Source organism: Trinickia soli (genome assembly GCF_002879855.1).
GTDB classification, from domain to species: Bacteria; Pseudomonadota; Gammaproteobacteria; order Burkholderiales; family Burkholderiaceae; genus Trinickia; species Trinickia soli.
The window spans coordinates 32,788-59,007 of sequence record NZ_PNYB01000007.1 but is presented as its reverse complement, the minus strand read 5'-3'; the positions used below and the strand labels follow the sequence as shown (position 1 = coordinate 59,007).

Annotated in this window: 28 protein-coding genes; 7 read left to right on the top strand and 21 right to left on the bottom strand. The window is 61.7% G+C overall.

Annotated elements, in window-relative coordinates:
• Nucleotides 1-100: 100 nt before the first annotated feature.
• The 8 genes from C0Z19_RS27935 to C0Z19_RS09990 form a co-directional block, all read right to left on the bottom strand.
• Entirely contained in the window at nucleotides 101-772 is a 672-nt protein-coding gene (locus tag C0Z19_RS27935) for an HNH endonuclease family protein (protein WP_146012031.1), read from the bottom strand.
• Nucleotides 769-2,508, bottom strand: coding sequence for an AAA family ATPase (locus tag C0Z19_RS10020; RefSeq protein ID WP_158242963.1), 1,740 nt, complete (start codon nucleotides 2,506-2,508; stop codon nucleotides 769-771). The genes C0Z19_RS27935 and C0Z19_RS10020 overlap by 4 nt, the downstream gene beginning before the upstream one ends.
• 128 nt (nucleotides 2,509-2,636) lie before the next feature.
• A complete protein-coding gene (locus C0Z19_RS10015; RefSeq protein WP_158242962.1) occupies nucleotides 2,637-3,566 on the bottom strand; it encodes a DNA-methyltransferase in 930 nt (309 codons plus the stop codon).
• Nucleotides 3,567-3,683: 117 nt separating this feature from the next.
• A complete protein-coding gene (locus C0Z19_RS10010; RefSeq protein ID WP_102609669.1) occupies nucleotides 3,684-4,277 on the bottom strand; it encodes a recombinase family protein in 594 nt (197 codons plus the stop codon).
• Complete coding sequence (locus C0Z19_RS10005) at nucleotides 4,274-4,672, bottom strand: hypothetical protein (RefSeq protein WP_146012030.1); 399 nt, start codon at nucleotides 4,670-4,672, stop codon at nucleotides 4,274-4,276. The genes C0Z19_RS10010 and C0Z19_RS10005 overlap by 4 nt, the downstream gene beginning before the upstream one ends.
• 179 nt (nucleotides 4,673-4,851) lie before the next feature.
• On the bottom strand, nucleotides 4,852-5,631 hold the full coding sequence (locus tag C0Z19_RS10000; RefSeq protein ID WP_102609667.1) for an alpha/beta hydrolase: 780 nt from the start codon (nucleotides 5,629-5,631) through the stop codon (nucleotides 4,852-4,854).
• A gap of 68 nt (nucleotides 5,632-5,699) precedes the next feature.
• Nucleotides 5,700-6,224, bottom strand: a complete 525-nt coding sequence (locus C0Z19_RS09995; protein ID WP_102609666.1) for a DUF2628 domain-containing protein — start codon at nucleotides 6,222-6,224, stop codon at nucleotides 5,700-5,702.
• Between the two features lie 30 nt (nucleotides 6,225-6,254).
• Complete coding sequence (locus C0Z19_RS09990; protein ID WP_102609665.1) at nucleotides 6,255-7,232, bottom strand: lysozyme inhibitor LprI family protein; 978 nt, start codon at nucleotides 7,230-7,232, stop codon at nucleotides 6,255-6,257.
• A gap of 250 nt (nucleotides 7,233-7,482) precedes the next feature.
• Between C0Z19_RS09990 and C0Z19_RS09985 the strand changes: the two genes are divergently transcribed.
• Entirely contained in the window at nucleotides 7,483-7,770 is a 288-nt protein-coding gene (locus C0Z19_RS09985; protein WP_102609664.1) for a helix-turn-helix domain-containing protein, read from the top strand.
• 41 nt (nucleotides 7,771-7,811) lie between these two features.
• Here C0Z19_RS09985 and C0Z19_RS09980 read toward each other — a convergent pair whose 3' ends face one another.
• Both C0Z19_RS09980 and C0Z19_RS09975 read right to left on the bottom strand, forming a co-directional pair.
• Nucleotides 7,812-8,144 carry a hypothetical protein gene (locus tag C0Z19_RS09980; protein ID WP_199180769.1) on the bottom strand — a complete coding sequence of 111 codons (333 nt, stop codon included), beginning with the start codon at nucleotides 8,142-8,144 and terminating at the stop codon, nucleotides 7,812-7,814.
• Nucleotides 8,145-8,266: 122 nt separating this feature from the next.
• Complete coding sequence (locus tag C0Z19_RS09975) at nucleotides 8,267-8,782, bottom strand: hypothetical protein (RefSeq protein WP_102609663.1); 516 nt, start codon at nucleotides 8,780-8,782, stop codon at nucleotides 8,267-8,269.
• Between C0Z19_RS09975 and C0Z19_RS28220 the strand changes: the two genes are divergently transcribed.
• Complete coding sequence (locus tag C0Z19_RS28220) at nucleotides 8,781-8,939, top strand: hypothetical protein (RefSeq protein WP_158242961.1); 159 nt, start codon at nucleotides 8,781-8,783, stop codon at nucleotides 8,937-8,939. The two genes, C0Z19_RS09975 and C0Z19_RS28220, sit on opposite strands and share 2 nt — an antisense overlap.
• Nucleotides 8,940-9,246: 307 nt before the next feature.
• Nucleotides 9,247-10,479, top strand: a complete 1,233-nt coding sequence (locus C0Z19_RS09970) for a class I SAM-dependent methyltransferase (RefSeq protein WP_102609662.1) — start codon at nucleotides 9,247-9,249, stop codon at nucleotides 10,477-10,479.
• Between the two features lie 147 nt (nucleotides 10,480-10,626).
• Here C0Z19_RS09970 and C0Z19_RS09965 read toward each other — a convergent pair whose 3' ends face one another.
• The 4 genes from C0Z19_RS09965 to C0Z19_RS09950 all read right to left on the bottom strand — a co-directional run bounded on the left by C0Z19_RS09965 (nucleotide 10,627) and on the right by C0Z19_RS09950 (nucleotide 15,619).
• On the bottom strand, nucleotides 10,627-11,874 hold the full coding sequence (locus C0Z19_RS09965) for a multifunctional CCA addition/repair protein (RefSeq protein ID WP_102609661.1): 1,248 nt from the start codon (nucleotides 11,872-11,874) through the stop codon (nucleotides 10,627-10,629).
• Nucleotides 11,871-12,521, bottom strand: a complete 651-nt coding sequence (locus C0Z19_RS09960) for a glutathione S-transferase family protein (RefSeq protein WP_102609660.1) — start codon at nucleotides 12,519-12,521, stop codon at nucleotides 11,871-11,873. The genes C0Z19_RS09965 and C0Z19_RS09960 overlap by 4 nt, the downstream gene beginning before the upstream one ends.
• 44 nt (nucleotides 12,522-12,565) lie before the next feature.
• A complete protein-coding gene (locus C0Z19_RS09955) occupies nucleotides 12,566-13,522 on the bottom strand; it encodes a complex I NDUFA9 subunit family protein (RefSeq protein WP_102609659.1) in 957 nt (318 codons plus the stop codon).
• 111 nt (nucleotides 13,523-13,633) lie between these two features.
• The gene (locus C0Z19_RS09950) at nucleotides 13,634-15,619 is read right to left on the bottom strand and encodes a lytic transglycosylase domain-containing protein (RefSeq protein WP_102609658.1); all 1,986 of its coding nucleotides are present in this window, start codon (nucleotides 15,617-15,619) and stop codon (nucleotides 13,634-13,636) included.
• Nucleotides 15,620-15,639: 20 nt separating this feature from the next.
• On the opposite strand from C0Z19_RS09950, the gene C0Z19_RS09945 reads away from it, so the two are divergent.
• Nucleotides 15,640-16,248, top strand: a complete 609-nt coding sequence (locus C0Z19_RS09945; protein ID WP_102609835.1) for a 5-formyltetrahydrofolate cyclo-ligase — start codon at nucleotides 15,640-15,642, stop codon at nucleotides 16,246-16,248.
• A gap of 88 nt (nucleotides 16,249-16,336) precedes the next feature.
• Here the strand turns inward: C0Z19_RS09945 and C0Z19_RS09940 are convergent, their stop codons facing one another.
• A complete protein-coding gene (locus C0Z19_RS09940) occupies nucleotides 16,337-16,849 on the bottom strand; it encodes a winged helix DNA-binding protein (RefSeq protein WP_102609657.1) in 513 nt (170 codons plus the stop codon).
• Between the two features lie 156 nt (nucleotides 16,850-17,005).
• On the opposite strand from C0Z19_RS09940, the gene pxpB reads away from it, so the two are divergent.
• Genes pxpB through pxpA form a run of 3 tightly spaced genes read left to right on the top strand, consistent with a single transcriptional unit; the run spans nucleotide 17,006 to nucleotide 19,487 of the window.
• Nucleotides 17,006-17,656 (top strand): 5-oxoprolinase subunit PxpB, encoded by a 651-nt coding sequence (gene pxpB, locus C0Z19_RS09935; protein ID WP_102609656.1) that lies wholly within the window; start codon nucleotides 17,006-17,008, stop codon nucleotides 17,654-17,656.
• Nucleotides 17,656-18,714 carry a 5-oxoprolinase subunit C family protein gene (locus tag C0Z19_RS09930; protein ID WP_102609655.1) on the top strand — a complete coding sequence of 353 codons (1,059 nt, stop codon included), beginning with the start codon at nucleotides 17,656-17,658 and terminating at the stop codon, nucleotides 18,712-18,714. Before pxpB ends, C0Z19_RS09930 begins: the two co-directional genes overlap by 1 nt.
• 20 nt (nucleotides 18,715-18,734) lie before the next feature.
• Nucleotides 18,735-19,487, top strand: a complete 753-nt coding sequence (gene pxpA / locus C0Z19_RS09925; protein WP_102609654.1) for a 5-oxoprolinase subunit PxpA — start codon at nucleotides 18,735-18,737, stop codon at nucleotides 19,485-19,487.
• Between the two features lie 209 nt (nucleotides 19,488-19,696).
• Here pxpA and C0Z19_RS28910 read toward each other — a convergent pair whose 3' ends face one another.
• The 6 genes from C0Z19_RS28910 to C0Z19_RS09895 form a co-directional block, all read right to left on the bottom strand.
• Nucleotides 19,697-21,247, bottom strand: coding sequence for a methyl-accepting chemotaxis protein (locus C0Z19_RS28910; protein ID WP_269844827.1), 1,551 nt, complete (start codon nucleotides 21,245-21,247; stop codon nucleotides 19,697-19,699).
• 107 nt (nucleotides 21,248-21,354) lie between these two features.
• Nucleotides 21,355-22,059 carry an ABC transporter ATP-binding protein gene (locus tag C0Z19_RS09915; protein ID WP_102609652.1) on the bottom strand — a complete coding sequence of 235 codons (705 nt, stop codon included), beginning with the start codon at nucleotides 22,057-22,059 and terminating at the stop codon, nucleotides 21,355-21,357.
• Entirely contained in the window at nucleotides 22,059-22,766 is a 708-nt protein-coding gene (locus C0Z19_RS09910) for an ABC transporter ATP-binding protein (protein ID WP_102609651.1), read from the bottom strand. The genes C0Z19_RS09915 and C0Z19_RS09910 overlap by 1 nt, the downstream gene beginning before the upstream one ends.
• A complete protein-coding gene (locus tag C0Z19_RS09905) occupies nucleotides 22,756-23,712 on the bottom strand; it encodes a branched-chain amino acid ABC transporter permease (RefSeq protein ID WP_233196078.1) in 957 nt (318 codons plus the stop codon). The genes C0Z19_RS09910 and C0Z19_RS09905 overlap by 11 nt, the downstream gene beginning before the upstream one ends.
• The gene (locus tag C0Z19_RS09900; protein ID WP_102609650.1) at nucleotides 23,705-24,586 is read right to left on the bottom strand and encodes a branched-chain amino acid ABC transporter permease; all 882 of its coding nucleotides are present in this window, start codon (nucleotides 24,584-24,586) and stop codon (nucleotides 23,705-23,707) included. The genes C0Z19_RS09905 and C0Z19_RS09900 overlap by 8 nt, the downstream gene beginning before the upstream one ends.
• Nucleotides 24,587-24,670: 84 nt before the next feature.
• A complete protein-coding gene (locus C0Z19_RS09895) occupies nucleotides 24,671-25,930 on the bottom strand; it encodes an amino acid ABC transporter substrate-binding protein (protein ID WP_102609649.1) in 1,260 nt (419 codons plus the stop codon).
• Nucleotides 25,931-26,220 lie beyond the last annotated feature (290 nt).

The following is a 26,220-nucleotide window of genomic DNA, read 5'->3' as shown; positions in this document are numbered from 1 at the left end:
ATCGGAGCGCGAAGGCGCTCAAAACATCGTTGACTGACGACGCATTAAGGAGTGGCGACGGTAAGCGCCCACCGTTTTGCATTTGGCTGTAGTCGGCGAACTATATCCCGAGACCATCTCTAACTCTGGGGTTTTCGAGCAAACGGCGAAATCTAGGCAAATGCTTGACATCAAAATCCTGAGCAACCATTTCGCTGGCGATTAGCGGATATAGCCGCGTCAGTTGTTCACGAGTCAACTTTCCATCTGCATAGGCGTAAACGGCCCTGAGTCGCTCCTGCACAAGGTTGTCGTCTTCATTCAACTCAAAGCGCACGATCGTAGCATTTACCTTCTTTTTGTCGTCGTCTGAGAGATCGGGATCAGGATACAGTTCGAAAGTCGTAAAGTTAAATCGGAACCATCCTTCGGCGAGGACATATGGATCTAGAACATCGTCATGCTCGCCCTTGCGATGATTAAGCTTAGCGCGACAAAGACGAAAATTTGACCATTCGTAAGCTAAGGACGGATCCTTTGTCTTTGGCACGAAATGATCGATGGAGGTATGATTTATTGATGAAGCACTCTGGCGTCTCGGTGTAAAAGATGCACAATACGAGCATATGCCACTCAGGGCGTCATAGAGGGGGTCATGTATTTTTGACCAGTATTTATTGCTCCGCCATTCCTTCCCTGTTGGCCGTGGATTAGTTGCAAGGAAGGCTTCGCCTGGCACACGAACATCCCCGTCGTAATTAAGTGCTGGGGCGGGCATCTTCACACGAATCATATTTTAACGCCGTGCTCGGTAGCAAAGACGATCCATCGCAGCCAAAAAGGGTCATCCGCGGCGATATGATCAGCAAGATGGTTCGTTACGACCTCTATCTCACGCACATCTGGCGACGGTGTAGATATTAAATTTTTCGCCTGGCGAATTGCTATTTCAGCCGCCTCTGATCCAGGATGCAAATTATCAAATGATGGCGACTTAAGCCAGGAGTCCGCTGTTCCGCGAAGTTCGAATGGCACCCCTTCAAAAGATACCTTTCCATTTGCATTGAGCTTTAGATGGAAGAGACGGTCAATTTCCTCATCCCACACTGATTCGGCTGACGCCAGCACCATCGGGGAATGCGTAGCAATAAGATATTGAATGCGCAGTTCCTCATGAAGATCTTGAGCAATACCAAGCAAGGCTCGCAGCAAAACGCGCTGCCATTTGGGATGAAGATGCGCCTCTGCCTCATCAAGCAGAATCACCATTTGACGCTCCTCGCGCCGACCGGCATCCTTCGCCCGCAACTTATGCTCTTCCCAAGCCCAAACGATCAAATACGCGAGCGTGAGAATTCGCCGGATGCCGGCTGACTCATAGGTAATCGGAACACGTCCATAAGGATGGACAAGCGTAGGTATCTCTTTCGATCCACCGCGCACTCGCGTAGGCGACCCCACGCGGAGCTCTCCTATGTCTGGCGGCTTTGTACGTTGAATAACCTTCTGGAACGTCTCAAAGACAGGAAACTCATTCTCTCTCGTCTGCCACCTAATCCAGTCGCGAAGTAATCCCTCAATTCCGTCCCCCCCATTCCATACCGCTTCGCGCGTAAATGATGCGCATGCATCCTTGCTGACAAGCTGGGGGTTAGCTGGGTCCCAGACGGCAAATGAGCCATCCACTCGTGCATATACAACTAAGCCTGAAACCGTAGAAAGGGGCGAAAGCAATTTCCACCGATAGCCTTTCGCGTCAAATTCAGTGACAGCCGGTTTCTCATCGGCCGTCGTGGCGACCGAAAACTTTATTTGAGGAGGGGTAGCAACAGGTTCAAGCGGAACGATCATTTCCTCCGCCCATTCCTGCGTCAATGCCCACCACGCAACATCAAGCAAAAACGTTTTCCCGAGACCGTTATCTCCGGTGATAACATTTAGACGGGAGGCTGGAATAAAGGTCAGCTTTTTGGTGGGACCTATGCCCGAAAATTCAAGAAACTGAAGAATCGCACCACCTTCTCTGGGCACATCTACTGGAATACCAAAATCTTCAATAATACGATCCCATTTCGCCGGAGTCGATTCGAAAGCCGCTTCCTCTGTTAGGCTGGATAGATCCGTGGCATCAAATAAGGTGCTCAGTTCAGCGTCGGACAGATGAAAATCTCCGACGAACTTCCGCGCGATGTCAGCTCGCGTGACGTCGTCGTCCCACCGTGTTTCCCGCTCAAACCAAATCGCCAAATCTACCAGAGGCAGTTTTTGTCCCTTTGGCAATTTGCTCGCAAGAAATGCAAGATAGCCGGTCTCCCACCCCCAATCCTTCTCGTTTTTTATATGCAGCAACGCACCCGCGAATCCTTGCGTGTTAATTGCTTGCAAAGAGGTGGACGGATACTTAGGCTCACGCCAACGCCCTTCATTTTTCCTGGTCTGGAATGGCGTAAAAAAATAATCAGACTTTGGATGTAGGCGAAAATAGCGCTTAAGATGCTCTCGATTCTCTGCGTCGAGAGATAGACGCATTGTCTGTCCTACTGGCGCCTCGTTCCGCTTCAGTACGAGGAACGTAGTCGCAAAGAATATATGGAAGCGCCCCAGGCGCCCCATTGAATCTCGAATCTGTGCAAGCGAAAGGTATTTCGACATACATGCTACGCTGGTAGGGTCCGCTTCACGTATTCACAAAAATCTTTATTTAGGTCAATACCAATAGCCGGATGCCCCATGCTCAGCGCAACCCGCATGGTAGTCCCGCTTCCGTTAAATGGGTCGAGCACAGTCCCTCCAGTTGGGCACCCAATGGTCAAGCACCGTTCAACAAGCTCGTCGGGATATGGCGCGGTATCGAGTGACCCCTTTACGTTTGGGCGTGCTGCAATGTTCCATACATCCTCTGCCCAGCTATCGTTGGGCAGATTGCCTTTATTAAAATAGTACTTCCGCGACTTGACGAACATGAAAACGAATTCGTAGCTTCTGCTCGGCCGATCTTTGGCAGTAGGCTCAACTAGGCAATTCTCCCTGTGCCATACGATTGGCGAACGTAGTGTCCAATTATCTAGACACATCGCCAGGGCAACACGCCAGGGAATTCCGATTGCAGATTTCTGCTTTATGCCAATACCAAGGCCACCACTCCTATCGACGGCCCTGAGTCCAAATCGGCGTTTCGAACTTTTCTTGTCTTTTCCGCGCGGCTCACCCTTACCGGAATAATATGTATCGCCAAGATTCAGAAAAAGCACGCCCTCCGGCTTGAGCTTATCGCGAACCTTCTGCATTATTTCCTTGATAGCGACAACATACGCTTCGACACTATCTTCGAGACCAATTTGCCCGTCGACCTTGTAGTCGCGAAGCCAGAAATAAGGCGGAGATGTAACGACACAGTCAACGCTCCCGTCTTCGACGAGATCCAGAGCCTCCTTGGACGGCCCATTGAGCAAGCGCCAATCGGGCTCCGAGACACTTCGCCACTCGTAAATCGCCTTGCCGCTAGGCTGATGCAAATGAACGAGCTCGGTAGGCTCGAGTAGCGGCAGGTCTGTAGGAAGGCGCCTTCGGTTCATTAGCAAGGACATCGGGGAAATCCGCATTTTATACGAAATCCATCCCGCTGCCGTCTGGCGGGCGGGGCGTTGGCCGAAAGGGCGATGCCTGCACCAACGCTAGGGGCGGCTGGAGCCGACCGGTCGACTCTAAGGCTTTGCGCTTCGGCCAACTGCGCCGTCGGAGCAGTACCTGTGGACCGTTACTCGATCAACGCCAAAGTCACGGGCAAGCTGGCTGCGGTTCTCACCCGCATCGAAGCGCTGCTTTAGCACGGCCTGCTGCTCGACCGTGAGCTTCGGCTTACGACCTTGATACTTTCCACCTTCCGCGCGTGCGCGGGCAATTCCTTCCCGCTGACGAGCCCGTCGAATACCGTTCTCGAACTCGGCGAAAGCCGCGAACATGGTCAAGGCCAGCTTGCCCGCCGGCGTTCCGGTATCGAACTGCTGCTGCAGGATCACCAGCCGCACTCCGCGCGCGCCAAGCGTATTGATGGTTGTAAGGACATCAACCGTGCTGCGGCCGAGCCGGTCGAGCGCGTACACAACGAGCGTATCGCCGTCCCGCAAATATTGCGCGCACGCGGCCCAACCGCCGCGGCTGTCTGCAGCAGTCGTGCCGCTCGTCGCTTGGTCTGCGAACTCCCTTTCCACCTCGTAGCCAGCGGCTGCGATAGCCTGTCGCTGGTTTTCAACTGTCTGCCCGGCAGTCGACACGCGCAGATACGAAATGATGCTCATTGCTGCCCGCCCTCCCGCGCGACGTAGTCGGTGGTGTATCGGCGGCAATCAATCCTCAGCCCGTAGGCATATGAAAGCACCTCGCACAGTTCAATCTGCCATCGACCCAGTGCCACGGCATGCTCGATACGAAGTTGTCCGTCAACGATCTCCTGAGCGGAGTACGCGTGCAGTATCCCGATGGAGGCCAGCCCATCATGAACGATCTGGATCGCCATGTCGGCAGCCTCCGTCACTTTGACCAGCACATCGGAATCGGCTTCAGCGTAGTCGGGTTCCCCGCACCGCTTGACTGGCAGCAGCATTAGCCCCGCGATGAGGTCGCGGAGCGGATGGCGAATCATCTGTTCGGGCCGGGCCATGGCAGGCGAAACAGGAAATGGGCCAGCGGTCATGACTTCCTCCTTGAAATGCAAAAAAGCCAGGGCGCGATGTCCTGGCTTCGGTTTCGTTGATCGGTGTTTGGGGAGCGACGCGTTGTACGTCGAGGTTACGTCAGGTGGGAAGCTTCTCGTAGCCGAAACGCTTCAACGCGGATCGCTTGTGGTGGCCGTGTGCTGCTTTGCAGCGGAATCTATTGTGCGGCGATCGTGCCTTGCAGCTTGTGCTCGATCCAGTCGTTGATGTCTTTCAGCGTGTCGCTTTCGATGCCGAGGAAGCCGTGCGGCGAGTGGCCGCCACAGTCAGATTGCTTGTCGCCGCCTCCCTCGTCCGATTCCTCGGTGATGAAGGCGACGTTGTTGCGCGAGGCCAGGCGCTCGCCGCCCGCATAGTTGGCGACGGGACAAACGTCGTTCTTGTTCGAGACGATCAGCACCTTGCTGCGGTACCGTTCCGGCACATCGAGGTCCGAGATGCCGGGATGCTTGATGGCGACCGACTCTGGCGAGGTCAGCACGTATCCGTCAGCCAACTCTGGTGCGTGCTCCAGCACATTGCCGACCGTGACGGTCCCACGACTCGTACTGACCAAAACGATTTTCGAGCTCGGGAAGCGCTGGCGAACCTGTCCAACGATTGCCCTCTGGTCAGCCAGTGCATCCTTGCTGCGACGCCAGTAGTCGTCCATGCCACGAATCTGCATGTCGGACGGCGCGTCAGTCAGGACCGCCGCGTAGCCATGCTCCACCCAAAAGCGGGCGGTACGGACGATGAAGTTGCCGTGCTGACTCGTCGCGCCATTCCCATTGAGGCGGGTGGTCCCATCGCCACCGCTGTACAAGACGGCAACTATCGGCGGATTCGGCGACGGCGATTCGATGAAGACGCTTTGCGTTACGCCATCACGCGTCGGGAAGGTCAGGAGGTCGCCCCGATCAAGCGGTGCTGCATGCGCATGCGCGGCGACCAGCAACGCAGTCAATGTGCAAGGGAGGCGTTTCATGCACCGTTTCCTGTCAAGTGTTCGGAGCGGTTGAGATATCACCACCATTCGTTCCGCTTTAGCACGGCCCTGCGATAGTAATCGACGTTCGCGCACTGCTTGAAAATGATGGCTGAGACGACCCAGAGAAACCTGTCCACTGGAAAACCGAGCACGTCACCGGCCGCGCCGAGGATAACGTCGATCACCAGCGCGAGGAGCGACAGCGTGATGGCCTTGCGCCACATCCCGAGATATAGGTAATAGAATGGCCCGAACACGAAAGCCCACAGGTTCGAGGTAATCAGCCGCTTCTCCTTCCCCGTAAGCTGTTTACCTTCCGGCCAGCGCCACCACCGCACACGCTCGCCGCCCGCTTTCTCGATAACGGCGAAGCGCTGCCGCCATTTCTCAGGGTAACCGCTGACGTCATCAATGGATGCGGCCGTAGAATCAGCGAAAGCCTGACTCGACGCGCGCTCGCGCATTCCCTCCGACGCGATCGTCGGCGCTCCCTTGCCACAACCCGCGCAGAAGGCTGCGCGCTCTCCGAGTTGTGTGCCGCATTGCTCGCAAAATGCCATGATTCGATTCCCCGTTTGATGGTCACTCTCTTACTGCGCATTCGCATCGCCGGTCTGCGCGATCTTCGTCAGCACACCGGTTTCGTATTGGTACCACGCGGTAAGGCACGGCACGTCCTTACAATGACTTTCGCGATAGTTCCACTGCTTGCGTACCCTGTCGGCGAAAGCCTGCTGGTCGCGCGCGGATGCCTTTGCGTATTCCATTACCTTCTCTAGGCTGAGGTCTGATGCGGCCAGCGCCGGGTCATGGCAAATCAGGTACTGCGGAACGGAACTTGCCGTACTGCAATCGAAGCTCGTCTGATAGGTGGTTCCCGCCGCGCTAGGTGCCGGGGTCAATGGAACCGGCTGAACGGAAGGGGATGAGGCAGCCTGCGTCGCGACGGAAGCCGTATTCGTACCGCTATCGGACGCAGCATTTGTAGGCACCGTAGCAACGGGCGGCGTCGATTGCGCCAAAGGCTGCGGCTGTGTAGCTGATACCGCCGACGCGAGGCTGGATTGTCCCGCTTGAGGTTTTGCTGCGGCTTCCAGTTGGGCGATGTGGTTCAGGTCATCCGACGACACTTTTCGAACGAACGAAAGGGACGCGTGAGTACCGTCCCATAAGGTCGCAGAAAGGTGGAATGTCGTGTGCGCCGAATCCCAGACTCGACGAATCGTGATGATGTGCGACTGTCCGTCTTGCCCGCCAAACTTCAAGTTAACCGTCTCGTTGGTCGCATCCACGTCGCCGACGGTGACGGGCATGAAGTTATCCCCAAGAACGGACTCGAACTTGTTGTCGGCGTAGTAAAGCATCCATAGGCCCGAATTGTCGTCAGGATTCCAGACGCCGGAAATGTCGCTCAGAAGCGCGCTCTTTTTTGCTTGTTCAGGATCATTGCTCGCGGTCGCGGAACTTTGCTGCGATCCCGTGCCCTGCCCCCTCTCACAGCCCGCAAGTGTTGCTGCGGCCAGGGCCGCGATCAAAATCCCCGACGAAATCCGAGTACGAGTCTTCATGGTTGTTTTCCCCGATATCAAAACGCCAGCCGTAGCTGACAGCGGCAGGCGCTCAATTGCGCGCGCCATGTAACTGGTTTGGCAGCAACGCCAGCACGGATGCCTGAGTTCGGCGCGGCCGCATTAGCATGCATCTACCGAAATGATTTCGTAATGTTTCAAACACTTTGCGTTTGGTTCGCGCGTACTTTACCTGAAACCAAACTCAAAGTGTGTGGTCTTGCGGGTGCGGTGCCGGAACACTTTCGGCATGTCCAACCCAACGCAAAAGTGTGATGCGCAGCGTCTATTCGCGGCCAACATGCGTCGCATCCGCAAGGCGAAGCAACTGACCCAGGAGAACGTGGCGGAAGCGGCCGAACTGCACCCGAACTACGTCAGCTCTGTCGAGCGCGGAGAGCGCAACATTTCGATCTGCAACATCGCACGCATCGCGAAAGCGCTAGGCGTGCCGATGGCGGAACTTGTCGCCGTTGAAACAAGCGAGGCGGGGACCGTCACGCCGGCATCCGGCGACCCACGCAGCTTGTATCGCTAGCCCTGACCGTCTAAACCTTGAACCCCGCTCGTGGCCGACCGCTAGTACTCCGACGGGAAGAGCAGCGTTGTGACGCTACGATCCGCCTCGGTAATGAGCCACACCTTCCGGCCGGCAATCTCATACGACGACAGGATACGAGCCCCCTCCTTCGTTGCTCGGTCATTGGCTAAAGCGTCTTGTGGCGGCACTTCTCCCCAATCACCTCGCACATGTCGCCGCAGGTAGGGATCGGCCTGAATGCCGTAGCGTTCGAGATGTTTCAGCACCCCTCGCGTAGCGACGATTCGCCCGAGCCGAAACAGCGGCGAAGGCGTTTGCAGCGAGCGGCATACTCCGGTGTTGCTGTCACGCGCGATGCGGTCGATAGTCATGCGAATCTCCTTTAAGATTGCCGGTCGGCGATAAACCGGACGCCACAAATGTGAAAAGCCAGGCGCATGACGCTCTGGCTTTCGATCCGCCTTCCGGCGACGGCCATTAACCGTCTTCGAAATTACTTAGTGGCGCTTGCTTTGGCATTCATACTGTGGATGCCGATAATCCAGTGGCCGGCGATATTCTTAAAGTTGGTGCGGATGCGATCAGTTGGCTTGCATCCTAGCGAAGGATCAAGTGCATACTCGATCGTCGTTCCGGGAGAGTGAGACCCACGAGCACGGTGAAAAAGAATATGTCGCCCCATTTGCATTTCCTCATGAAAATCAATAAGAATTAACGCTAAATCGGGGACTTCCGATATTTTAGAAACCGGTTTATACACGGTTGCCACAAATCCAAGCTGGGCAAGCAGCGCCGCAATCTGAGTTTCCCCGTAGTAATACGGTCCTCGTTCCGGGTGCCGAAGCTTGGTGATAGCTATTTCTCGCACCTGCTCGATCGACTTCCCGGAAATCATGGCGCTGCAACTCCAGATGTCATCAAAGGCGTCGGACTGGGCGACGAATTGAAATGCGGGCGTGAATGTCGTCGGGGTACTCTCGACGGTCGTTGGAATGGTGATGGTAGGCATGCTTGCTCCTGAAAACGCGAAAAAAAGCGCGCAGCAACGCCTGCCTGGCAGGTATCGGACATTTTGGGTGGTTCAGGGAATGAAATTCGAAGCGAAATCCGGCAAAAACTCCGGCGGATTTGCTCAGGCATGCGCTGCGGCGCGAGCGGCGAGCTGAAAACCGGTGTGTCGCCGGTTTTTCAGTCGTATCGCTATTTTATCAGGGCCAAATCACCGTCTCAACGGCTAAATAACTTTGGCCAGGCTCGCGAGCGCCGCCACACACGCCCCTTCGACACGATTCGCCAGCGGCTCCTTGCGCCGCGACGGGGGCCTTGGCACACTGCTGGCACAGCGGCGCCGAAAATTCATGAAACACGGCGATAAAGAATCCAAGCGCGGCTGTCGTAACCCGTTGAATTTCTTGTCGTCAGCAATCCTCTACTATCCCGGCAAAGCGTGAAGGAGCCATTTACAATGCCGGAATGAATCAGAATGCTCACGAACCCGCTAGTTTACCCGTTCCGACGGCCGATGCGCTCGCGGCCAGCGATGCGCTCGTCGCACAGATCCGCGGCGCGATCGCGGCAGCCGGCGGTTGGCTGCCGTTCGACCGCTACATGGAACTCGCGCTGTACACGCCCGGCCTCGGCTATTACAGCGGCGGCGCACGCAAATTCGGCCGCCGCGCCGAGGACGGCAGCGATTTCGTCACGGCGCCCGAGCTGTCGCCGCTGTTCGCCCAAGCGCTCGCCCGTCCGCTCGCGCAAGCGCTCGAAGCGAGCGGCACGCGCGAACTGATGGAGTTCGGCGCCGGCACGGGACGGCTCGCGGCCGGCCTCCTGCTGGCGCTCGATGCGCTCGGCGCGCCGCTCGAACGCTATACGATCGTCGATCTGTCGGGCGAACTCCGCGAGCGTCAGCGCGCGACGATCGAAGCGCAAGCCGGCGCCCTGGCCTCGCGCGTCCGCTGGGTCGATGCGCTGCCGCAGCGTTTCGAGGGCGTCGTGCTGGGCAACGAAGTCCTCGACGCGATGCCGGTGCAACTGTACGCCCGCACGGGCGGCGTCTGGCATGCACGCGGCGTGGCCGTCGACGAGCGCGGCGCGCTGCGATTCGAGGCGCGTTCGCTCGATGCGGCCGAGGTCCGATTGACGCAGGAGGACGCAGCGCTCCTTGCCGAAATCGACGCGGCAATCGATGCGGAAAGCGGCCCCGATGCCGATTACATCGCCGAAACCCATGCGGCCGGCGCCGCATTCACGCGCACCGTCTGCTCGATGCTGGCTCGTGGTGCGGCGTTTTTCATCGACTACGGCTTTCCGCGCGCAGAGTATTACCATCCGCAGCGCATCGAAGGTACGCTGATGTGCCACTACCGGCACCGCGCGCATGGCGATCCGTTCCTCTATCCCGGGTTGCAGGATCTCACTGCGCACGTCGAATTCACGCGCATCGCCGAGGCAGGCGTCGAAACGGGGGCGGACCTGCTGGGCTACACGTCGCAGGCACGCTTTCTGATGAATGCCGGCATCACCGAGGTGTTGGCCGACATCGACCCGGCCGATACGGCCCGCTTCCTGCCGGCCGCCAACGCCGTGCAGAAACTGATGTCCGAAGCCGAGATGGGCGAGTTGTTCAAGGTAATCGCGTTTTCGCGCGGAATCGACCGGGCAATCGATGCGTTCGCGCGCGGCGATCGTTCGCACACGCTGTGACGCTTCGCTGACAAAAAGGCGCGGCGTCGATCAACATGGACGACGGCGGCTCGCCCGTCGTCAACATTGATCAATGTCGATGCGATGGCGATGCGGTCGATCAACGTTGCGCAAATCGATCGGCCCACCCGCTGAAGCCGTCACCGGCTAGGCGTCCCCGTCTTCGCCGAAAGCAGCCGCCACCGCCTTGACGCGCGCCCGGTGAACGGCGTCCTTGATCTTTGCGGGGTCATCGGCGAACGTCCGCGCCACGGCGCCGGCATCGACGGCGCGTGCCGCCACCAATGCCACGCGCAGCCGTTCGGCCTGCGGATACTCGTGCGTCTCGAAGCCAAGCCGGCCACGCGCATCCGATTCGCAGGCCTGCAGCGCTTCGGCGAAGCGCGCGGGCTTGCGCAGCGCATCGCTGCGCTCGAACAAGCGCACGAGCGCGGCCGCGCCCATCTCCATCACGCGATGAATATTGCCGTGCTCGCGCGCGACGAGCAGCGCCAGATCGCGGCATTCGTTCGGCACGCGCAGGCGCTCGCACATCGGCTTGAGCAAGTCGACGCTGCGCATTTCATGGCCGATATGACGCGGCAGCACAGCGTCGGGCGTCGCCGCTTTGCCGAGATCGTGCGTCAGCGCCGCGAAGCGCACCGCCAGCGCATAGCCGCGCGCGGCCGCATAATCGAGCACCATCATCACATGGACGCCCGTGTCGACCTCGGGATGGTAGTCGGCACGCTGCGGCACGCCGAACAACGCGTCGACCTCGGGCAGCACGCGCGCGAGCGCGCCGCATTCGCGCAGCGCCTCGAACATCCGCGACGGCTTGCGCTCCATCAGCCCGCGCGAGATTTCCTGCCACACGCGCTCGGGCACGAGCGCATCGACTTCGCCCGCCTGCGTCATCGTCCGCATCAGCGCGAGCGTCTCGGGCGCAAGCGAGAAATCGTCGAAGCGCGCAGCGAAACGCGCAACACGCAGGACACGCACGGGATCTTCGACAAACGCTTCGCCGACGTGCCGGAAACGCCGCGCGCGCAGATCGGCCTGACCGTCGAACGGGTCGATCACGGGCCCCACCAGTTCGCCGTCAGGGCGCACTTCCCGCGCCATCGCGTTGATCGTCAGATCGCGGCGCGCCAAATCCTCTTCCAGCGTCACGTCGGGCGCGTAGTAGAACTGAAAGCCGTGATAGCCGGCCGCCGTCTTGCGCTCCGTGCGGGCGAGCGCGTATTCCTCCTGCGTCTGCGGATGCAGGAAGACCGGAAAATCCTTGCCGACGGGGCGATAGCCCTGCGCCACCATCTGCTCGGGCGTCGCCCCGACGACGACATAGTCGCGGTCGGACACCGGCACGCCGAGCAGCGCATCGCGGATCGCTCCGCCTACGGCATAAATCTTCATGCGTCGTCGTCGATGTAAGCGACGCGATGCGTTTCGGCGCGCGCGCCGTCGAACCAGGCGCGCACGGCCGGCAGCGCGGTGACGCTTTCGACGTAGGCATGAGCAGCATCGGAAAGCGCAGGCGCATAGGTCACGAAGCGCGAGACGACGGGCGCATACATCGCATCGGCCGCGCCAAACGTCTTGCCGAACAAGAACGGGCCCTTGTAGCGCGCGAGACACTCGCTCCAGATTGCGTCGATGCGGGCGACATCGGCAAGCGCGCCCGGCGTCGCTCCTTTGCCCGGCAGCGACGCACGAATGTTCATCGACATATGCGTGCGCAGTTCGGCAAAGCCCGCATGCATTTCGCACGAGATCGCGCGCGCGTGCGCGCGCGCTGCCGCATCGCTCGGCCATAGTCCATGCTGGGGATAACGTTCCGCCAGCGTTTCGAGAATCGCGAGCGACTCCCAAATCCCTTCGCCTTCGTCGGTGACCAGATACGGCACCTTACCCGAAGGAGAGTGTTCGAGAATGCGGGCCTTCGAATCGGCCTCGCCAAGCCAGATCTGCACCTCGTCGAACCCGATGCCCATGTGTTTCATCATGACCCAGGGCCGCATGGACCACGACGAGTAGTTCTTATCTCCGATGACGAGTTTCATGTGTCCGCCGTAAGCGTTGATTGACTGATGCGTTGATTTCGATTTCAGCGCCCGGCCGTGGCGCGAAACGCGCTGAAGCGCGAACGCAGCGAGGCCTCGTTCAGATAGGTCGGCGCAATCGCTTCGATGGCGACGGGTTCGAGATTCAATTCCGGCGCAAGCGGGCCGCTCAATACCGAATCGCACGACATCGAATCGAGGTTGTCGCGCGTGATGAGCGGCTCACCGGGCAGTGTCTCGAACGTCAGCGCCTGCAGATAGGCAAGCGCATCGGGCAGCCGCACGATGCGCGGGTCGCGGCCGACCATCGCGCCACAGTAGCGCACCAGCGATTCGAGCGTGTAGACGATCGGACCACCAAGCTCGTACGTCTGGCCTTCTGCGGCGTCGAGATCGAGCGTGCCGACGATCGCCTTCACCACATCGCCGACATAGACGGGCTGGAACTTCGCGTCGGGTTTGGCTAGCGGTAAGACGGGAAACAGGCGGGTAAGCGCGGCGAACGTATTGAGGAAACGATCTTCGGGCCCGAAGACGACCGACGGCCGAAAAATTGTCGTCGCCAGTTGCGCCGCCGCGCGCACGGCCTTTTCGCCGTCGCCCTTCGAGCGCAGGTACATGCTGGGCCCATTCGAATCGGCATTGAGCGCGCTCAGATGAATCAGCCGATGGACCCCTTTGCCTTCGCAGGCGGCCACGATCTTCGAGGGCAGCTCGACGTGCAGCCTGGCGAACTCCGGCCCGTACGGGCTGCCGCGACGGCCGTGCAGCGTACCGACGAGATTGACGAGCGCATCGGCGCCCTCGACGAAGCGGGCGAGCTCGACGGGATTGAAGACATCGAGTTCGATGACGTCGAGCGGCAACAACGTCAGGTGACTCGCGTGGCTGCGCCGGCGCGTGGCGATACGGACTTGCTTGCCCGAGGCGACGAGCGCATTCGCGAGGTGACTGCCAATGAATCCTGAACCGCCTATCACTCCAACCGTCTGATGTCTCATGTTCGCCTCTCTGTACACCTACACAAAGCGGCTGCCGTCACGGCTCGATGACGCAAGTGCTTACCGTGCGCGATCCGCCGCGCACGGTTCGCTCCGGAGAGGTCGGGGCACTTACGGCGTTTGAGGCAGGATGACGCCGAGCCGCTCTTTCAGCGATTGCGGGCGGCCTTCGAACAGCGCCGCGTAGTAGACCGTGTTCGACAGCACGTTCTTGACGTAGTCGCGCGTTTCATTGAACGGAATCGTCTCCGCAAAGATCGCGCCTTCGACGGGACGCGTAAGCGCCGCCTGCCATTGGCGCGGACGACCGGGCCCGGCGTTATAGCCGGCCGTGGCAAGCACGGCCGAACCGTCGAACTGATTGTAGATCATCGCCAGGTAGCTCGTGCCGAGCAAAATGTTCGTATTGATATCGTTCATTTGCTCGCGCGAGAGCGGGCCGACGCCGATCTTGCGCGCCACCATCTGCGCCGTGCCCGGCATCAGCTGCATCAGACCGCCGGCCCCGACGTCGGAGCGCGCATTGATGATGAAGCGGGACTCCTGCCGGATCAGCCCATACGCCCATTCGACGTCGAGCCCGGTCGACTTCGCATCGCGCTCCACGATGTCGCGGAACGGCGAAAGATAACGCAGCGAAAAATCATGCTCGGCCTGCGTCCGATCGGCCGTGTTGACGGTCCGGTCATAAAGCTCGATACGGCGTGCGTATTCGGCCACCGCCAACAGTTGGCGATCGCTCATGCCGCGCAGCGGCCAGTTCCATTCGCGATTGCCTTCGAGCCGCAGGTTCAACGCGTAAAAACGGCGCGCAAGGTCGAAGCCCGGCGTATGGCTGACGGCCTCGACCTCGGCATCGGTCACGCTCGTTTTCGGCGGCACAGTGACTTTGCGGCCCAGCTCTTCGCTTGCGAGCTGCCCGTAGAAGTTAAAGCCCGGTGCAATGCGCGCAAGCTCCTGGTTGGCCAGCGCCTTGTCGTCGGCGTCGCCGACTTGCTTGAGCGCGCGCGCGTGCCAGTACACCCAGGCCGGCTGCGAGCGCAACGCAGTCGGCATCTGCTCGATCGACCAGCGCACCATCGTCCAATCGCCAGCGAGCAGCGCGCTGCGCGTGCGCCACATATAGGCCGGATAGGACAGGGGCGCATTCGACGAAAGCCGGAACCAGTCGACGGCGCCCGGCATCTGGCGGGCCGCGCCCTGATAACCGATCGTGCCCCAACCGATGGCGCGCTCCGCCAACGACAACGACGGCGCTATCGTGGCAAACGTGGCGGCGGCCGTGACGACATCGTTGCGGGCCATTGTCGTGATCGCGAGCAAGGCCAGGGCGTGCGAAGCCGAGTCGGGCCCGACGCCGCGCGCGAGGAGCAGCGGCGGCGCGCTCGTCGCTTGATCGACGAGTTTCTGATCGGGGCGCGTCGGTCCAAGCGCATCGAACAGCCGGCTGCCTACGTTCGTGTTGTTTTGTTCGTAAGCGAGACGAATCTGCTGCCAGACATCGTCTTCGCTGAACTGGTGATTCGCGGCGAGCGCCGTAATCAGATCGACGCAGCCGTCACCGTAGTACTTCGGCTCGATCAGCAGCGCGCGCGCCGCTTCGGCGACGTTTTCGCCGCGCGCGGCGCGCGCCTCGAGCGCGTAGCACTTCACCTGCGTATCGTCGTCGAGCACGAAGCGGGGGTACTGCGCGTTGAAGTTGCGCCAGTCGTGCCGCGCCCCGAGCACGAGCAGATAGTCGTTGCGCAGCCGGTCGGCGATGGCCTCGCCGTCGTGCCGCTGCAAGAACGACAGGACGGGCGAGTCGGGGGCGTCGATGCGCGCATGGCCGCTGCCGTCGAACAACTGCGGCTTGAGCTGGAAGTATTCGAGATAGGATGGCGCGGGGTAATTCGGGATCATCGCCGCGAGCTGCGCCGCACGCGCCGCGTCGTTATTGCGAGCGGCCTCGCGCAGGCGCACGAAAATTTCATCGTCGGTGGGCGCGGCGGTCGGGCGGGCGTGGCGGCCGGCGGTGGCCGTGCCGCAGGCGACGAGCGCAACGGCGGCGAGGGCCATAGCGACCGTGCGATATACTCGGGCGAAGCGTTTCGACATCGTGGTTCGTGGAGCGAAAATTGAGCGAAAGCATAGCACGCAACCCTTCGACAAATTCGAAAGCCGCGTTGCGAAAACGCTTGCTGCAAGCCCGCAACGAGACCGCGGCGACAGGCTGCGCCGATGCGTCGCTGGCCGCTCATTTGCGCGCGGCGCTCGCGCGCTACGCGCCTCATGCGGTGGGCTTTTACTGGCCGCTTGCGGGCGAGTTCGACGCGCGCGCGATCATCGCGCAATGGCTGGCGCACGATGTGCGGCGTCAAGCCGCGTTGCCCGTCGTCGCCGTGAAGGGGCACGCGCTGCAATTTCATGCGTGGGCGCCGGACGCGCCGATGCGCATCGGCCACCATCGGATTCCCGAGCCCGAGGCGGCGCAGCCGATCCTGCCCGATCTTTTGCTCATTCCGTGCGTGGGCTTCGACGACGACTGCTACCGGCTCGGTTACGGTGGCGGCTATTACGATCGTACGCTCGCGGCATGGCCCGACGCCGCCAAGCCGGTGACGCTCGGGATCGCTTACGAGGCCTGCCGCGCCGCGCTGCCGCGCGAGCTGCACGACGTGCCGCTCGACGCCGTCGTGACGGACGCGGGGTGGTTCGCGAGATCGCGCACTATCGAAGGTTCCTAGGCACCCAGGCCTTTTCGCTCGGCGACGACCGGGACGAGCGGCGCGATTGGGACGATTGGAACGATCGGGCCGCTTCGACGGAACAAGCTCAAAGAGAAGCAGCAGCCCGCGCGGCCGTGTCGTAGAGGCCCGACGCGTTGCGCATCAACTGGGCAGCCTCGCCGATCTGCTCGTTCGCGAGCCCGCTTTCCTTGAGGGCGGCGATCAGGCAGCTTTCCCTCACGTCGCGGTACCTGGTGCACAGCTCCCGTCCGGCTGCGGTGGCGGAGAAGAAGACTTCCTTGCCGGTCTTTTCGCTTTTTACATACCCTCTACTGACGAGCTTCTTCAAAGCATACGTCGCGACGTGCGTGTCCTCGATGTTGAGGACGAAGCAGATGTCGGCGAGCTTCTTTTTGCGTTCGCGATGGCTGACATGGTGCAGCAGCGAGACTTCGATGGCGGTCATATCCTTCGCGCCGGCCGCCGACATGCATCGCACCATCCAGCGGTTGAACGCATTGCTCGCCATGATGAGTCCGTACTCGAACTCCGATAGCTCGACGCTCGTCTCGGAAACGAGATGTTCCGAAGACACGATCTTGGTCGGGTGACGCGACATGGCGGTTGCAACTTGAATGATGAGAACGGGTGCGCGAAGTGTACGCCGGCCGCTCGCGGGCCAGCACTAGCAGAAACGCTTATTGGTAAAATATCGATAATTTATCGATAATGCAGACTGACCCACTCTGCGCACGCGGCCGGCGAAGGCATCCTGATGACAGAACCTCGAATCTACCCATTGGGCGATAGCGCGCTGGTGTGCGAAGTGCCGCCGCCCGCCACGCTGGCTTGTCAGGAGCGCATTTGGGCGCTCGCGCAGGCGGCGCGCGAGTGGGCGCACGTCGTCGAAGTCGTGCCGGGCATGAACAATCTGACGATCGTCTTCGATCCGCTGTGCGCCGACATGGATGCGCTCGCGCGCGAGATGGCGCAGGCGTGGGACCGCGCGATCGGGGCATCGCCGTCCACCCGCCAGGTCGAAATTCCCGTGTGCTACGGCGGCGAGCACGGCCCCGACCTGCAGGTCGTGGCCGACCATGCAAGACTCAGTGTCGAAGAAGTCGTGCGGCGTCACGCGGGCGCCGAATACGTCGTGTTTTTTATCGGGTTTCAGCCGGGATTCGCTTATCTGGGCGGGCTCGACCCGACGCTGCACACACCGCGACGCGACGCGCCGCGGCTCGAAGTGCCGGCCGGCTCGGTCGCAATCGGCGGCGCTCAAACGGGCATCTATCCGGCCGCCTCGCCGGGCGGCTGGCAATTGATCGGCCGCACCGCCTCGACGCTGTTCGACCCGGCCCGCAATCCGCCGGCCCTGCTGCAACCCGGCGATCGCGTACGCTTCACCATCGTGGAGGGCGCGTGATGATCGAGGTGCTGCGCGCCGGCGTGCTTTCGTCGGTGCAGGATTTGGGAAGGACAGGGCTGCGCCATTTGGGCGTGGCCAAAGCGGGCGTGCTCGACGCGCTTGCGCTCGAAGTGGGAAACCGGCTCGTGGGCAACCCGCCCCAGGCCGCGGCGATCGAGGTCACCGTCGGCCCGGCCGCATTTCGTTTCAACCACACGACGCGCATTGCGGTCACGGGCGCGCAATTTGGAGCGACACTGGACGGTGAGCCCGTCTACACCTGGTGGAGCCTGCCCGTGCGTGCGGGTCAAGAACTCGTTTTGCAGGGCCCGATGCGAGGCATGCGCGGTTACCTGTGCGTGCGCGGTGGCGTCGACGTGCTGCCGGTGCTCGGCTCGCGCAGCACCGACCTTGCCGCACGCTTCGGCGGCCTGGGTGGGCGCAAGCTGCGCGACGGCGACAGGTTGCCGATGGGTGCGCTCGCGGCGCGCCAGGGGCGCGCGACGGACGTCGACGTGCCGGCCTTCGGCGTCAAGGCTCCGCAGTGGTGCCGCTTCGCCGAGGTGTCGCACGAACCGGTGCGGCGCGGCAAGCATGCGGCGGGCTCCGAACGCGCCGCAGTCATCCGCGTCCTGCGCGGGCCCGAGTACGACGCGTTCGATGAAGACGCGCGCACGGCATTCTGGTCCGACGAATGGTGCGTGACGCCGCACAGCAACCGCATGGGCTACCGGTTGGCCGGCAGCCCGCTCGCTCGCGAAGGCGGCGACGAGATGCTATCGCACGCGGTCTTGCCGGGGACGATCCAGGTGCCGGGCAACGGCCAGCCGATCGTGCTGCTGGCCGACGCCCAGACGACGGGCGGCTATCCGCGCATCGGCGTCGTGATCGCGGCCGACCTGTGGAAGCTCGCGCAGGTCCGCCTGGGCGGCGCGGTGCGGTTCGTCCGCTCGACCCGCGAAGAAGCGCGCTATGCGCTGGCAGAGGAACACGCGTATCTGCGGCAAATCGATGCCGCGATCGCCATGCATGAAGAGCGGCTGCGGCGCCTGCCGGGGCGTGCGCACGTCGCTTGAGGGTTTTGAACGAGGTAGTTATGCAAATCGATTTGAACGCCGATCTCGGCGAAGGTGGCGACGCCGACGAAGCACTGCTCGGTCTCGTCAGTTCGGCGAACATTGCCTGCGGCTGGCACGCCGGGGGCGCCAACGCAATGCGCGATTGTGTTCGGCTGGCGGTGCAGCGGGGCGTGGCGATCGGCGCGCACCCGAGCTTTCACGATCCCGACAATTTCGGGCGCAAAGAAATGCAGTTGCCGCCCGACGATATCTACGCGGGCATTCTTTATCAGCTTGGTGCGCTCTCGGCGATCGCGCAGGCCGAAGGGGTTCGGGTCGTCCACTTGAAGCCCCACGGGGCGTTGTACAACCAGGCCGCGCGCGATCCGGCGATCGCCGACGCCATCATTTCGGCCGTGCATGATTTCGACCCGTCCGTCGCAGTATTCGGGCTGGCCAACAGCCGCTTCATTGCGATGGCGCGCGAGGCGGGGCTCGCAGCGATCGAAGAAGGATTCGCCGATCGCGGCTATCGCAGCGACGGCTCGCTCGTGCCGCGCGCCGAGCCCGGTGCGCTCATCGACGACGAAGACCAAATGCTCGAACACGTGCTCTCGATGGTGCGCGACAAGCGCGTGCGCGCGGTGACCGGCGCATGGGTGCCGCTCGATGTGCGCACGCTGTGCCTGCACGGCGATGGTCCGCATGCGCTGGCCTTCGCGCGAAAACTGCGGCGCACGCTGGCGACGAACGGCATTGACGTGGCACCGGCGTCGGCGCTGCCCCATTGAACGCCATCGGGACTTCATCGATGCGCTGCCCAGGCGCGATTGGAGAGGAAAGCTGCACACTGCACATCGCGCCGCCGATGCCACGATGTCGACGGCAGGCAAACGAAAGCAAGCGGAAACAAGCATCAAACGAATGCGTGTGGCGTCCGGGCCGATGCGGGCGTCGGCAAGGCCGTCGCGCATGTGGCGACGGCGTACGTCTTGACAGTTCAGGCATCCGACACTTGGAAAACGGACACCGCCGCCCTGAGTTTTATCGCTTGCTCGTCCAAAGACTGTGACGATGTCGCGGCTTCCTGCACGAGTGCCGCATTTTGCTGGGTGACCCTGTCCATCTGCGAAACGGCCTGATGCACCTGCTCCATACCCCGGCTCTGCTCTTCGGACGCCGTCGCAATCTCGCCCACTATGGCCGAGACCTGCTTGATGGAATCCTTGACTTGGTGCATCGTCGTGCCGACCTCGCCCGCCTGCTTCGAGCCGTCCTGGATCATCGCCACCGACGAGGCGATCAGTTCCTTGATCTCCTTGGCCGCCGTCGCGCTGCGCTGGGCGAGCAAGCGCACTTCGCCCGCGACCACCGCGAAGCCGCGTCCCTGCTCGCCCGCGCGCGCGGCTTCCACGGCGGCGTTGAGTGCCAGGATGTTGGTTTGGAACGCGATGCTCTCGATCACACCCGTGATCTCCGAGATCTGGGTCGAACTGCTGCTGATTTTCTCGATCGTGCCGAGCATATCCTGCACCGCTTCGTTGCCCGTGTCAGCCATCTGGCTCGCGTTCGCCGCGAGCACGTTCGCCTGGCGTGCGTTGCCCGTGTTCTGCTTCACCGTCTCGGTGAGCTCCGTCATGCTCGCGGCTGTCTCCTCGAGCGAGGCGGCTTGCTGCTCGGTGCGCATGGACAGGTCCTGGTTGCCGCTCGCGATTTGTCCGGCCGCCACCACCACCGACTCGATCGATGTCTTGATGCCGCGAACCGTGTCCGTCAATTGCCGGTCCATCGTCGTCAGCGATTCGAGCAATTGACCGAACTCGTCGCGGGTGGTGACGTCGACTCGATTCTCGAGCTTGCCTTCCGCAATGCGAGAGGCAACGCCCACGGCGCGATCGAGCGGCTTAGAAATCGCCTTGCCCAGATAAACCGACACGCCGATGCACAAGGTCGCACCTGCGGCGAGCAGCCCAGCGAGCATCCAGAAGAGTTGCTCGTAGGTGGCCCGGCTGTCGCTGGCGTCCTGCTCCGCAGCTTGACTGCTCATGCGCCCGAGCTGGCTCAGGTCTTCGTCCAAGGCGCTGGCCACTGGCGAGAGCGTGTCTTGCGCCGCGCGCCCGCCGTCAAGATCGCCATTGCTCAAGGATGCAAGCACGCGTTCCGTGATGGACTCGAATTGCGGGACGATCTGTTTGACTTTCTCCTGGAGCGCTTGAGCCTTGGGGGCGCTCGTCAGGTCAACCTTTTCATAGCGGGCGAGTGCCTTACTCAGCGTTTCTCGCGAGGCCTGGACTCGCTTGAGTATCGCCGGGGTCTCGCTCGGATCGCCGATGATCTCGATGCGGCGCATCTGCAGGCGGATTTCGAATTGGGCGGAGCGAGCGTCCGCGAGATCGACGATCGGGGCGGTGTCCTGCGTATACGAAACGTGAATCTTTTGATCAAGCTGTTTGAGGCCGGTCAGTCCCAGCACGCCGATGGCGACCATCAGCAACACACAGAAGCCGAACGCCAATGCAATCTTGAACTTGATCGAACGGGCAATGCTCACGGCGGTCTCCTCAGATAGTTCGTTGGCGTTAACCGCAAAATGCTTCGCGCTTTCGTGTCCTGGATGCGGTCGAAGCCGCATCCAGGACATCGCCTGTCGAACGCTCGTCAGAGCCCGAAGTAAGTCTCGCGCACTGCGTCGCTCGCCTCGAGTTCCTGGCGCGTGCCCGACACGCGCACCTTGCCGTGGTCGAGCAGATAGCCGCGGTCGGCCAAGTCGAGAAACGCGATGTTCTGCTCGGCGATCAAGAGCGACGTACCGTCGCCGATCGCCGTGCGCAGGGCATCGATCACGTGCTTGACGAAGAGCGGCGCGAGTCCGGATGAGGGTTCGTCCATCAGCAACAGGCGCGGCTCGGAAATCAGCACCTTCGCGATGCCGAGCATCTTGCGCTGCCCGCCCGACAGGCTCGCCGCCGCGGCACGCCGCCGTGCGGCAAGATCGGGAAAGAGTTCGAACAGCACTTCCTTGCGCTGTCGAATCTTCGCATCGGACATGAAGTAGCCGCCGAGCGTGATGTTCTCGTCGATCGACAGCGTCGGGAACACGCCGAGCTCCGACATGAACGCGATCCCGCGGCGGATCCGCTGATCGGGACGCAGTGTGTCGATGCGTTCGTCATCGAGCGTGATGCGCCCGCCGCGGCACGGTAGCAGCCCGATCAGCGTGCGCAGTAGCGTCGTCTTGCCCGCGCTGTTCGCACCGAGCAGCAGCACGGTTTGTCCGGGATCGACCTGCATGTCGACGCCCCACAGAACTTGCATGCCGCCGTACCCGGCTTCCACGCCTTCGATTACAAGGGATGCCGTCATCAGGCCGCTCCAATGAATGCCGCAATCACTTCGGGGTCGCGCGAGGCCGTCTCGAGCGAGCCCTCGAACAGCATGCGTCCGGCGCCGAGCACGATCACGCGCTCGGTGATGCGATTGAGAAAATCGAGCAGGTGCTCGACCACGATCATCGCGATGCCGCGTGCCGACAGTTTTTTGAGCAACTCGGCAATGACGTTCAGCTCTGCCGGGTTGAGCCCCGCGCCGATTTCGTCGACGAGCAGCAGCTTGGGCTGCGTCGCGAGCGCCCGCCCGAGATCGAGCAGCTTCTGCTGGTTCACCGTCAATGCCCCGGCGACTCTAGAGGCCGTGCCGGCCAAGCCGATGTCCTCGAGGATCGGATCGATCTCACGCGGATCGAGCCGCACGCTGCGCGCGGCGACCTCGATGTTCTCGCGCACGGTCATGTCGCGGAACACCTTCGGCACCTGAAACGTGCGGTTGATGCCGAGACGCGCGCGCCGATGCATCGGCAGACGGTTGATCTTGTGCCCCATGAAATCGACCGTGCCGTGGTCGGCTTGCAAGAGCCCGGAAATCACGTTGATCGTGGTCGTCTTGCCCGAACCGTTCGGGCCGACGAGGCCGACGATTTCGCCTGGGGCGACGCGAAAGTTCACGTCGTTGAGCACGACCTGTGCACCGAAGTGCTTGTGGACGCCGGCGAGTTGCAGCAGTTCAGAAGACATGGATCCCCCGACGTTGCAGCAGCGACAGGAGACCGCCCGGCAGAAAGAGCACGAGCAGCACGATGAGGCCGCCATAGATGAACTGGAAGTACTGAGGCGTCGAGATGCCGATCGCCGAGTACAGGGTGTAGAGCAGCGACGCGCCGATGATCGGTCCAATGACCGTGCCGACGCCGCCGAAGAGCGCGAACACGATCGCGAACACGGAGAACTGCAGTGTGAACACCGCGTCGGGATAGAACACCGAGATGCCCCACGCGTAGGCGCCGCCTGCGAGTCCCGCGACGAGCGCCGAGACGAGCCATGCAACGAGACGCATGCGCACGACGTCGATGCCCGCCATCGCCGCGCTCACCGGATCCTGCTTGACGGCGCGCAGGGCCATGCCGAAGCCCGACGTGCGGAAGTAGGCGGCGAACGCGCAGGCAACAAGCAGCACGGCGAGCATGCAGTAGTAGCTCGCTTGCGGGTTGTAGACCTGCTCGATCTTGAGCCCATACGGACCTCCCGTGAGGTCCGCGAGGTTCGGGTTCGAGACGACGAAGTAGATGATCTGCGACGCCGCGAGGTTCGCGATCGAGAAGTAGGCGCCCGATAGACGCAAGAGCGGTCCGAGCATGAGCCCGATCAGCGCGGCTGCGAGGCCGCCGCCCAAGACGCAGGCGAGGACCGGCAGGTGGGTGTGCATGACGAGCAGCGATGTCGCATAGGCGCCGCTGCCGAAAAAGCCCACGTAGCCGAACGGTAAATAGCCCGTGAATCCGTACAGCAGATTGAGTCCCTGTGCGAGCACGATGAAGGCCATCATCGTGAACAGCAGCGACTGATTGCCATACAGATGCGGCGCGACGAGAAAGACCGCGGCGACCACCGCGAGCAGGATGGAGCCCGTGCGCATGCGGCCCGGCGCGGGCGGCCGGGTTTCGGCCAAAGTTGGATTAAGCAAGACGCACCGCCTTTCCGAGCAAGCCCGAGGGACGAATGAGCACGATGACCAAGAGCAGCGCGTAAGGCACCACGTTCGACCACGACGAATAGTAGGTTTGCATCAGCATTGTTCCGAGCCCGAACACGAGGCCGCCGGCGATCGTGCCGAGCGGATTGCCCAGCGAGCCGATGATGACGATCGCAAATGCGGTGGTGGTGAGGCTGTCGCCGAGATCGGGCGAAACCGAGCCGAGCAGATACGGCACGAACACACCGGCGACGCCCGCGAGCGCGAGACCTGCGACGAACGCGATCGTCGACACGCGCCGCACGTCGATACCGGTTGCCACGGCTTCATCGCGCTCGGCCATCACGGCGCGGGTCGCGTAGCCGAGGCGCGTGCGCGAAAAGTACAGCCACAGGCCTGCCAGCGCGGCGATGCTGACGCCGGCCGCCCACCACCAGCTGTCCGGAAACTGTTGGCCGAAGAGGCCCAGGTTGCCGCCGCCGAGGGCATCCTCGGGCAGCGAGCGCTGGTCAGCGCCGAACAGCAGCACCGTCAGCGCCTCAAGCATCTGGCCGATACCGAAGAACAGGATGAACGAGAGCATCTCGGGGTCGTCGCTGCGCTGCAGGCGGGGTACGACCGCGCGATACAGCGGCCAGCCGACGACGATGGCGCCCGCCACCGAGAGCGGAATGGCCCACAGCGGATTGAGCCCGAAGTGATTGGCGACGAACCAGGCGGCGTATCCGCCGAGCACGATGAACTGTCCATGCGCGAGATTGATGATGCGCATGACGCCGAACACGAGGTTGAGCCCCAAGCCCACCAGCGTGAAAAAGATGCCATACAGAATGCCGCCAATGACGGCATATGCGAGAAGTTCCACGTTTGTCCCTTCGCAAGCGAGGAGGATTCGGCCGGCGCCGTCGCGGGCGCCGGCCGAATCCTGATGAAGTGATGGGGCCGACGATCAGTGCTGCGGTGCCGGAAATACCGGCTTGCCCGTCGCGTGCTCCTGCGGATACACGACGACGAACTTCAACCCCTTCTTGCCGTCCGGCACCATCTGAGCGACCGGGAACGGCTGGCCGAGTTGCGCACCGTTGGCGTTGATCTGGAACGGCCCGAGCAGCGTGGTCGTCTTGCCCGACATGTCCATCAGCGCCTGATGGAAGTCCGTTTGCGTGAACGCCGGCGCGTCGCCGAGCATCTTCTGCATGACGATGCCGGTGTTGTAGCCCGCCGAGTCGAGGAAGGTCGGATCTTTGTGCAGCGCCGCCTGGAACGCGTTCGAGAACTGCGCGGTGTTCATCCCGTAGCTGACCTTCTCATACTTCACGAGCGGCGGAGTCGGATACGTGTATGTGTACGCGAGCGCGTCCGCGCCGACGTTCTTCGTGAGCAACTGCAGCAGTTGGCCCGGGAAGATCGTGAAGGTCATGTCGAAGTGCAAGCCGCTTTGCGATAGCGCGCGTAGGAAGGCGATGTCGTTCGGCGCATAGCCGAACTCGAGCACCGCTTGCGGGTCCGCGGCCTTCACCGTATGGACGAGTACGCTGTAGTTCGATTCCGTCGTCGGCACGCTGTGGTAATAGACGGGCGTGATGCCCCCCTTTACGAGTGTCGCCTTCATCGTCTCAGCTTGCGACGCGTCGAAGTCGTTCGCGCCGTAGATGATCGCGACGCGCTTGATCTTTTGCTCCAGCAGGAAGTTCGCGAGCGGAATCGGCCATACCGTCGATGACGGAATGCTTACGTCGGCGAGATAGTCGGTCTTTTGCGTGAAGAAGTTCGCGCCGGAGCCGGTGGGGTCGATCAGCAGCAGGTGATGCTCGGCCGCGAGCGGCACGGCGACCGACGTCAGCACGGAGCCGAAGTCGGAGACGAGCACGTCGACCTTGTCTTGCGTGATGAGCTGGTTGTAGAGCGTCGTCGCGGTCGACGTTGAGCTTTGATCGTCATAGGCGACGATCTTCACCGGAATCTTCTTGTCGAACGCCTTGACGAACACGCCGCCTTTTTTGTTGACGTCGTCGGCCCAGAACTTCAGGCCTTCGTATTGTCCCTGGGACGCGACGGCGAACGGGCCGGTGCTCGCATAGAGCGTACCGATCGTGATTTGCGCGGGAGCCGTTGCGGCATGCGCGCCGAAGCTGGCGATGGCGCAAGCCATGGCCGTGGCGGCAGCTTTCAGGGTAGCGAGAGTTTTGCGGGTGCGACGTGCGTGCATCGAGATCTCCTCTGAATCGTGATGAAACAAGACCGACCCACGGCACGTGACGGCATGAAGCCTACGCGCGTGGCCCAGTTCTCCTGAATACGGAAGCGGAAAGGTAAGGGGGATCGAAGCCCGGGGCGTTTGCCCGGGCCCGTCACTCATCTCTGAGGGATGAGTTCATTTGGTGTCTCCTTGCGGTTAAATTAATTGGATATTTTGCGATACATGATGCAATTCCTATGCCAGCCTGCGCCCGGTGGCGACAGCCTTGATGCGGCGAGGCATCAGCAAGTAGCGATTCG